This is a genomic window from Sphaerisporangium sp. NPDC049002, from assembly GCF_040649355.1.
Classification (GTDB): Bacteria; Actinomycetota; Actinomycetes; order Streptosporangiales; family Streptosporangiaceae; genus Sphaerisporangium.
In genome coordinates this window covers 1-7,842 of the sequence record NZ_JBEZFH010000280.1, presented here as the reverse complement: position 1 = coordinate 7,842, position 7,842 = coordinate 1, and the positions used below count along the sequence as shown (strand labels likewise).

Below are 7,842 nucleotides of genomic sequence, written 5' to 3'. Positions count from 1 at the left end.
GCATTCGGGGAACTCGCGAGGACAGCACGGGCAATGCCGTCATCGGCGTTCTCTACCCTGTCGTCACTCATGACCCCCATCGTGCCCGTTTTTGCGCATGGGCCTGCCACCCTCCGACGTGGACACGCTGGCCACCGTGGTCCGCCACCACCTCCTGCTACCCGAGACCGCCACCCGGCGCGACCTCGACGACCCGGTGACGATCTCGCGGGTCGCCGAGGCGGTCGGCTCGCGCGAGGTGCTCGAACTGCTGGCCGCCCTGGCCGTCGCCGACGGCAACGCCACCGGGCCGGCCGCCTGGAACACCTGGAAGGCGTCCCTGGTCTCCGAGCTGGTGCGCAGGGTGCGTTCGGCCCTGTCCGGCACACCGCCCGCGCCCGCTCCCTCGCTGTCGCCCCAGCAGGCGTCCCTGGCCAGGCACGGCGGTGGCGCGGTGCGCGTGAACGGCGGCGCGGTCACTGTGGTGGCGCCCGACCGGCCCGGCCTGCTCTGGCGGGCGGCCGGCGTGCTGGCGGCCCACCGCATGGTGGTGCGCGCGGCCTCCGCCGCCTCCGCCTCGTCCACGGCGGTGATCGAGTTCTCGGTCGTGCCCGAGTACGGCACGCCGCCGGATCCCGCCACGCTGGAGGCCGATCTGCGCCTGGTGCTGGCGGGCCGCCTGGACATCGAGCAGAGGCTGGCCCGGCGTACGAGATCGCTGCGGCCGGCCCGCGTTCCCGTGGCCCCGCCGAGGGTCAGCCTGGTCGACGACGCCTCCCAGACGGCCACCGTCGTCGAGGTACGCGCACATGATCGTCCAGGGCTTTTGTGGAGAATTGGCCGTGCTTTTGGCGAATGTAGCCTTGACGTCCGCGCCGCACGAGTGGAGACTCTCGGCGCGGAGGCGGTCGACGTCTTCTACGTGGTGGACAGGTCGGGGCGGCCCATCACCGACGCCGCGCAGCGGACGCAGGTTCGGGAGCACGTGCTCGCGGCCCTGCGCTGACCTTGGCAGGCCGGAGACGTCGCGATAGCTGCGGGATTCATAACAATTACGTCGGGTGTCCCGGTTCTGGTAACGGCATTGATGACCTTGTGGTCGAATTGTCCCCGCTTATGTAGTTATCAGCCATGCCGTCATCCATGCATGGAAGATCGCGGGGGGTGGCGGTGAGCACGATGGAAGCCGGGACCAAGACCACACTCCAGACCGGCACGGGCTCGGGAGCGAAGCGGCGCAAGCACACGGGCGGGCAGGGCGGGTCCGGCCCCCAGCACGGCCGCGACGGCGTGTCGCGGTTCTCGCTCCGCAACTGGCGGGTGTCCGCGCGCCTGACGGCCCTCATCCTCGTGCCCACGGTCGTCGGCGTGCTGCTGGCGGGACTGCGCGTGGTGTCGTCGATCGACAGCGTCGCCGCCTACCAGAGGAGCGCGGCCGGGGCCGTGATCGCCGGTCACCTGCGCGATCTGAGCCTGGAACTGGGTTTGGAACGCGACAGGACGGTCTGGTTCCAGACGACCCGCCAGCAGAGGGCCGCTCTCAACGACCAGCGCAAGGCCGTGGACGCCGGCATCGCCAAGGTCCGCGACGACCTCGGGAAGATCGACTCCGAGTACGGCGTGCGCGCCGTCGAGGACGCCCGGCAGGTCTCGACCCGGCTCGACACCATGCCCGTCATCCGCAAGGGCGGCCAGCCGGCGAAGTACACCGACCTGGTGGCATCCTTGCTCCGCCTGCACGACGAGATCAGCCAGGCGAACCAGGACCCGCGGCTGATCGGCGACTCACGCGCCCTCAGCGCCCTGGCCCACGCCAAGGAGGAGGCGTCCCAGCAGCGCGGCACGCTCATCGGCACGCTGGCGCGCGGCGACCGGTTCAGCTCCGACACCCTTGAGGAGTTCATCGCCTCGCGGTCGCGGCAGCGGGCCGCGATGACCACGTTCAACGGCGAGGCCGGGGCCGACAACGGGCGCTTCCTGGCCCAGACCCTCCGTGGCACCCAGGTCATCCGGGCCGAGCTGACGAAGTCATGGGCCATCGCCCTGGCCAGCCGCAACCTCCCGGTGAGCGAGGCAGGCGGGCGCGGCACGGCCGTCAAGCAGTGGTTCGACGACAGCACCAAGGCCATCCAGCTGCTCCAGCAGGTGGAGACGAGGGTGGCCTCCTCGGTCGCCGCCCGGGCCTCCGCTCTCGAATCCGGGGAACGGCGCAACGCGATCATCGCGGGGGTCCTGATCCTCGCGCTGGTCCTGCTGGTCCTCGCGACCACGGTCCTGATCGCCCGCTCGCTGGTCAGGCCCCTGCGCAAGCTGCGCTCCGAGGCCCTGGAGATCGCCGGGTTCCGCCTGCCCGCGGTCGTCCGGCGCATGCGGGAGTCCGGCGAGGCCGCCGCGGCCCCGGACGTCCAGCCGATCATCGTGGGCACCCACGACGAGATCGGTGAGGTCGCCACCGCCTTCGACGAGGTCCACCGCCAGGCCCTGCGCCTCGCCGCCGAGGAGTCGCAGCTGCGCGGCAACGTCAACGCGATGTTCGTCAACCTCTCGCGGCGCATCCAGACGCTGGTCGAGCGGCAGATCTCGCTGATCGACGGCCTGGAGCGCGGCGAGCAGGACGGCGGACGCCTGGGCGACCTGTTCAAGCTCGACCACCTGGCCACCCGCATGCGCCGCAACAGTGAGAACCTGCTGGTCCTCGCGGGCCACGAGGCCACTCGCAAGCGCAGCCAGCCCGCCAAGCTGGTCGACGTCGTGCGGGCTTCGCTGTCGGAGGTCGAGGGCTACGAGCGGGTGAGCGTCAAGGTCCACAGGAGCTCCGCCGTCGCCGGGCACGCCGCCAACGACGTGGTACACCTGGTCGCCGAGCTGGTCGAGAACGCCCTGGCCTTCTCGCCGGGCAACACCAAGGTCGTGGTGTCGAGCAGCATGATCGAGGGAGGCGGCGCCCTGCTCGCGGTCAGCGACTCGGGCATCGGCATGACGCCGGAGGAGATCGCCGAGGTCAACCGGAGGCTGGCCGACCCGCCCGTGGTGGACGTCTCGGTGTCCCGCCGCATGGGCCTGTTCGTGGTCGGCCGCCTCGCGCTGCGCCACAACATCCGCGTCCAGCTGCGGCGCGGCGACTCGGCCGGGCTCATCGCGATGGTGCTCTTCCCGCCGCAGCTCATCAGCGTGGCGGCCGGGCGGGTGCCCGTGCAGCCCCAGCGGGGCGCGCAGGGGGAGGCTCCCGCCGAGCCGGTCTCCAACGGGTCGTCTCCCACGTTCGCCGAGTTCAACGGGACCGGAGCCTCGCCCGCCTTCAACGGCGCGAGGCCGGCGCGCCCCGGGCCGCGTGGAGCGTTCGGGGACCCCGCGCCCACCGGGCCCCTGTCCGGGTACACCGGGCCGGTGCCGGGGGCGACCGGTCCGGCGTACTCCCCGGCCATGGGCCTCTCGGGTCCGGGCACCGGGCCCCTCGGGCCGGTCGGCCCGAGCGGCGGCCCCGGCCTCGGCCCGGTCGGGCCGTCCACGGGGCCGACGGGGCCGTCCACCGGTCCGAGGTCACCCGGGTCCTCGGCCCCGCCCAACGGGCTGCCCTCCAGGTCGCCCGGCTCGGCCACGGGCACGAACGGGCCGTCGAACGGGCCGTCCACTGGGCCGTCGGCTGGGCCATCCACCGGGCCGTCGGCTGGGCCGGTACGACGCCATGCGGAGCCGTCCGGGTACGCCGGGGCTCCCGCGGCACCTTCCACGGGACCCGCGAGCCCGCCGACGGGCCCGGTAGGGGATCGGGGATCCTTCTCGCCGTGGGGCACGGCATCGGGGGCTCCCGCCGGCCGGGGTCCCGCACCTGCGCCTCCGGCGGGCCAGGGCGCCGAGAGGTGGGAGAACAGCAGGACAGGGGACTCGCCGACGGGCAGTCACGAGTCGCCGCTGGAACGAGGGGACGAATTCTTGCCGATCTTCGCATCGGTCGAGTCGGCGTGGTTCCGCCGTCCCGACGCACAGGAGATCGCCGCCACGGAGGCACCGGGCTCGCAGGGGCCCGCGACGGGATCCGGTCAGCCGGGGCCCGTGGAGAGCGCTCCGCAGGCCCCGGAAGCCTCACGCGATGCTTCCGGGAGCGGCACCTGGGAGTCCACCGCCGACAGCGGCTGGCAGGCGGCGGACGCGGTGGTCGATCCCTCTTTGGGGGGGATCACCGCATCGGGTTTGCCCAAGAGGACGCCGAAGGCCAACCTTGTGCCGGGATCGGTGGCACCGTCCACGCCCGCAGCGGCGCCCGCGCCGCGCCCGGACGTGTCCGCCGATCTCGTCCGTGCCCGGATGTCGCGCTTCCAGCAGGGGATCCAGCGGGGCCGGGCCGACATCTCGGACACCGGCTCCCGTAATCCCGACAACGACCAACCCCGGATTGACTGACGCCGTACTGATGAGGAGGGCTCTTGATTGAGCTAAGTCACGAGGCACGCAGGTTCGACTGGCTGATCACCGAGTTCGTCAGCGGAACACCAGGCGTCGCGCACGCGGTCGTGGTTTCCACCGACGGCCTCCGGCTGGCGAACTCCGAGGGGTTCCCGCCGGACCGGGCCGACCAGCTCGCCGCAGTCGCGGCCGGGCTGCTGAGCCTGACGCTGGGCGCGTCCCGCGTGTTCGACGGCGGAGGCGTGACGCAGACCGTGGTTGAGATGCAGCACGGCATCATGCTGGTCATGGCCATCAGCGACGGGTCGTGCCTGGCCGTGCTGGCCTCGCCCGACTGCGACATGGGTCTGGTCGCGTACCAGATGACGCTGCTGGTGGAGCGTGCGGGTCAGGTGCTCACTCCTGCCCTCCGCGCTGAGTTGCAGACTTCCAGGATCCGGTGATGCTCGGGGGTGACGGGACCGAGGACGAGCCTCTCTTCCGTCCGTACGCCGTCACCGGGGGCCGGGCCGAGCCGAGCTACCACCTCGCGATGGAAACTCTGGTCTCATCGGCCCCCATAATGAGCGATGATTTGTCCCTGCTCACTCCCGAGCAGGAAGCGATCATCGTGCTCTGCCACTCCGTCCGTTCGGTCGCCGAGATCTCCGCACTGCTGCGGGTCCCGCTCGGCGTGGCCCGCGTGCTGATCGCCGATATGGCCGACGAAGGTCTGGTTCGCCTGCATCTGCCGCGGCTTAACCAGGGACAACCAGACCACAACCTGCTCGAAAGGGTTCTCAGTGGACTTCGCAGGCTCTAGCCGTGGCGGCGCGCTCACGTCGACGAAGATCGTCGTCGCGGGTGGCTTCGGCGTCGGCAAGACCACCTTCGTGGGGGCGGTGTCGGAGATCCTCCCGCTGACCACCGAGGCGGTCATGACCGACGCCAGCGCGGGCATCGACGACCTGGGTCTGACACCGCACAAGACGACGACCACGGTGGCGATGGACTTCGGCCGGCTCTCGCTGGACCAGGACCTGATCCTCTACCTGTTCGGCACTCCGGGGCAGCACCGGTTCTGGTTCATGTGGGACGACCTCGTCAGGGGCGCCATCGGCGCGGTCGTGCTGGTCGACACGCGGCGGCTGGCCGACTGCTTCCCGGCGATCGACTACTTCGAGGAGGCCGGGCTCCCGTTCGTGGTCGGCATCAACGGCTGGGACGGGCACTACCCGCACGTCGAGCAGGAGGTCCGGGAGGCGCTCACACTGGCCCCGCACATCCCGATCGTGCGCACCGACGCCCGTTCCAGGGACGCCGTCAAGTCGACACTGATCACGCTCGTGGAGTACGTGCTGACCGTCAGGTCGGCGTACGGCCACACGAACTGACCACCGGTCCGGTACGGCGCGCCGCCGTACCGGACCACGGTCCGGAGCTCATCGAGCGCCGGCCCACCACGTTCCGGCCACGAGCTCGGCGACCAGGGTCTCGGTCAGCAGCGCCACGTCGGGATCGTCGTCACCCGCGTACCTGATCGCGTGGGCGTCCTCGATCTCCCCGCCCACGGCCAGCACGGTCGAGCCCCGCTGCCGCGCCCAGTCCATGGCCTGCTCGTCGTAGCGCGAGCCGGGGAACAGGATCGCCCGGTAGTCGAGGGTCTTGGTGAGGTACACGTCCACGTGCGCCCAGTCGCCCGTCTCGCCGGCGTCGGAGGGCCGGCGCGGGCCCTCGCGGAACATCAGCGCCGACTGCTCGGCCGAGGACAGCCGCTCGGCGGGCGCGATCGTGTAGACCCCGTGGGACCCGTCGAGCAGGGTCAGCGCGTCCGCCAGCCAGGCGCCCCTGCGGTCCAGCAGGTCGGCGGTGGCGTCGGCGGACCGGCGCAGGAGCCCGGGGACATCGGCCTTGGCGCCGGTGAGCCGCGCCGAAAGGGCGAGGAGCAGCGCCAGCGTGTGCTGGAAGGTGCGGCAGGCCACCCCGCCGCGCTCCTCGCCAGCAGCCATCTCCACGACCAGGCGGGCGTCCTCCGTGACGGCCGAGCCGGGGGTGTTGGTCAGGGCGAGGATGGGAGCCCTGCCCCGGTAGCGCGCCAGCGCGTCCAGGGTCTCGCGGCTCCCTCCGGTGGCCGAGATGGCGACCACCAGCGTGTCGTCAGCGGGCGGGTACCCGAGAGCCGCGGAGCCGTACTCCGCGACCGCGTCCACCCCCGCCGCGCGCAGCCGCAGCGCCGCGACGCCCGCCGCGTACCGCGAGCTGCCCATGCCGAGGAAGACCACCCGCCGGACCCCCTCCGGCACCCCCGCGAACGGGTCTCCCGCCTCCAGCACCCCGGCCAGCGCCTCCAGCGCCGCCGGCTTGGCCTCAAGATCGGCGAGGTACAGCTCGGGGTTCATTTCTTTCTCCTTGTGAGGTTCGTATCGCTCGGTGAATGGAAAGTAGAGCCGGGTGATTCGAATGGGCGCGCTTTTCGCCGTTCAGCCATTGTGATCGGATTAATACGCGGCGCCTTGGGGTCGTTATTCGGGGACCGGATTCCTGACACGATTTTGACTGTCCATATCGTTGTCGCATCGAGTTGAGCGCCTTCGGAAAGGTAATTCGTGCTCCGTGAAGCGATCGCGCTCTCGTCCCTGGCCCTCGTCTCGTTCTCCGTAGGCGTCGCGGGTACAGGCTCCGTGGCGAGCGCGGCGACCGGGTGCAGGCTCACGGACGGGACCCTTCGGTTCGGCCGAGGCATACTGCACCAAGTACGGGAATTGGTGGCGTATCCGAACGACATATCGGAGGCCTCCCGCGCCGGAGTGCCAGGTAAGTGTTCCACTCTCCGGGGTGGCACCCTTGCCTGGCTCCAGGCGTCGCGGCGAAGGCCGTACGCGAGGACGGCCCTATCGGGGGAAGCGGCTGCGCAGCACTCCCATGGGGGCGTAGCGCCAGCGGGGGAGGTGGCGGGTGGCGTAGATCAGCTCGCGGCACTCCTGCTCGATCTCCAAGGGGCCGAGCAGTGACTCGTCCAGGAGCGCGGACATGTCCCGTGCGGCCAGGCGATCGCGGTAGGCCGAGGCCAGGGTCTCCCGCGCGGTGGAGGCCCACAGGATGGCCCCGGCCGGATCGGCGTCCCTTCGCATGATCGCCACCTGGGCTACGTGTTCGAGGCTGGTGCTGAGCTGCGCCAGGTCGCGCGCCGCCGGCTGGAAGGGGTCGGCTCCGGTGACCGTGGGGTTGCCGTCGAAGTCGATCACGGCGTAGCCGTCCCGCCAGCGAAGTGTCTGGCCGACGTGCAGGTCTGCGTGGATGCGGATCAGCGGGGTGGCGCCCACGCGGCCGAGCGGCGCGATCCGCCGGGACAGCTCGACGGCGCGCTCGGCCAGCCAGGCGCCGTCCTCACCGCCCGTCAGCTCCAGCGCCTCGCCCAGGGCCTTCTCGGCGCGCGCCAGCCACTCGGCGCCCGGGTGGGCGGTACGTACGGCGTCGGGG

At 71.5% G+C, this 7,842-nt stretch carries 7 protein-coding genes; 5 read left to right on the top strand and 2 right to left on the bottom strand.

Annotated features, from left to right (window positions below; all coding sequences use genetic code 11):
- Positions 1 to 97: 97 nt before the first annotated feature.
- The 5 genes from AB0B89_RS33165 (at position 98) to AB0B89_RS33145 (ending at position 5,756) form a co-directional block, all read left to right on the top strand.
- Positions 98 to 985, top strand: coding sequence for an ACT domain-containing protein (locus AB0B89_RS33165; RefSeq protein ID WP_358560653.1), 888 nt, complete (start codon positions 98 to 100; stop codon positions 983 to 985).
- Between the two features lie 173 nt (positions 986 to 1,158).
- Complete coding sequence (locus AB0B89_RS33160) at positions 1,159 to 4,380, top strand: nitrate- and nitrite sensing domain-containing protein (protein ID WP_358560655.1); 3,222 nt, start codon at positions 1,159 to 1,161, stop codon at positions 4,378 to 4,380.
- A gap of 23 nt (positions 4,381 to 4,403) precedes the next feature.
- Complete coding sequence (locus AB0B89_RS33155; protein WP_358560651.1) at positions 4,404 to 4,826, top strand: roadblock/LC7 domain-containing protein; 423 nt, start codon at positions 4,404 to 4,406, stop codon at positions 4,824 to 4,826.
- Positions 4,826 to 5,185, top strand: a complete 360-nt coding sequence (locus AB0B89_RS33150; protein ID WP_344949401.1) for a DUF742 domain-containing protein — start codon at positions 4,826 to 4,828, stop codon at positions 5,183 to 5,185. Before AB0B89_RS33155 ends, AB0B89_RS33150 begins: the two co-directional genes overlap by 1 nt.
- The gene (locus tag AB0B89_RS33145) at positions 5,166 to 5,756 is read left to right on the top strand and encodes an ATP/GTP-binding protein (RefSeq protein WP_358560649.1); all 591 of its coding nucleotides are present in this window, start codon (positions 5,166 to 5,168) and stop codon (positions 5,754 to 5,756) included. The genes AB0B89_RS33150 and AB0B89_RS33145 overlap by 20 nt, the downstream gene beginning before the upstream one ends.
- Before the next feature lie 48 nt (positions 5,757 to 5,804).
- On the opposite strand, the gene AB0B89_RS33140 is transcribed toward AB0B89_RS33145, so the two are convergent.
- Positions 5,805 to 6,761, bottom strand: a complete 957-nt coding sequence (locus AB0B89_RS33140) for an SIS domain-containing protein (RefSeq protein ID WP_358560647.1) — start codon at positions 6,759 to 6,761, stop codon at positions 5,805 to 5,807.
- Between the two features lie 492 nt (positions 6,762 to 7,253).
- Positions 7,254 to 7,842 (bottom strand): hypothetical protein (locus tag AB0B89_RS33135; protein WP_358560645.1); only part of this gene is annotated, 589 nt, incomplete at its 5' end.

Excerpts from the sequence above, each read along its gene's own strand:
- AB0B89_RS33165 (WP_358560653.1), top strand. The coding sequence starts at position 98 with ATGGGCCTGCCACCCTCCGACGTGGACACGCTGGCCACCGTGGTCCGC.
- AB0B89_RS33160 (WP_358560655.1), top strand. The coding sequence starts at position 1,159 with ATGGAAGCCGGGACCAAGACCACACTCCAGACCGGCACGGGCTCGGGA.
- AB0B89_RS33150 (WP_344949401.1), top strand. The coding sequence starts at position 4,826 with ATGCTCGGGGGTGACGGGACCGAGGACGAGCCTCTCTTCCGTCCGTAC.
- AB0B89_RS33140 (WP_358560647.1), bottom strand. The coding sequence starts at position 6,761 with ATGAACCCCGAGCTGTACCTCGCCGATCTTGAGGCCAAGCCGGCGGCG.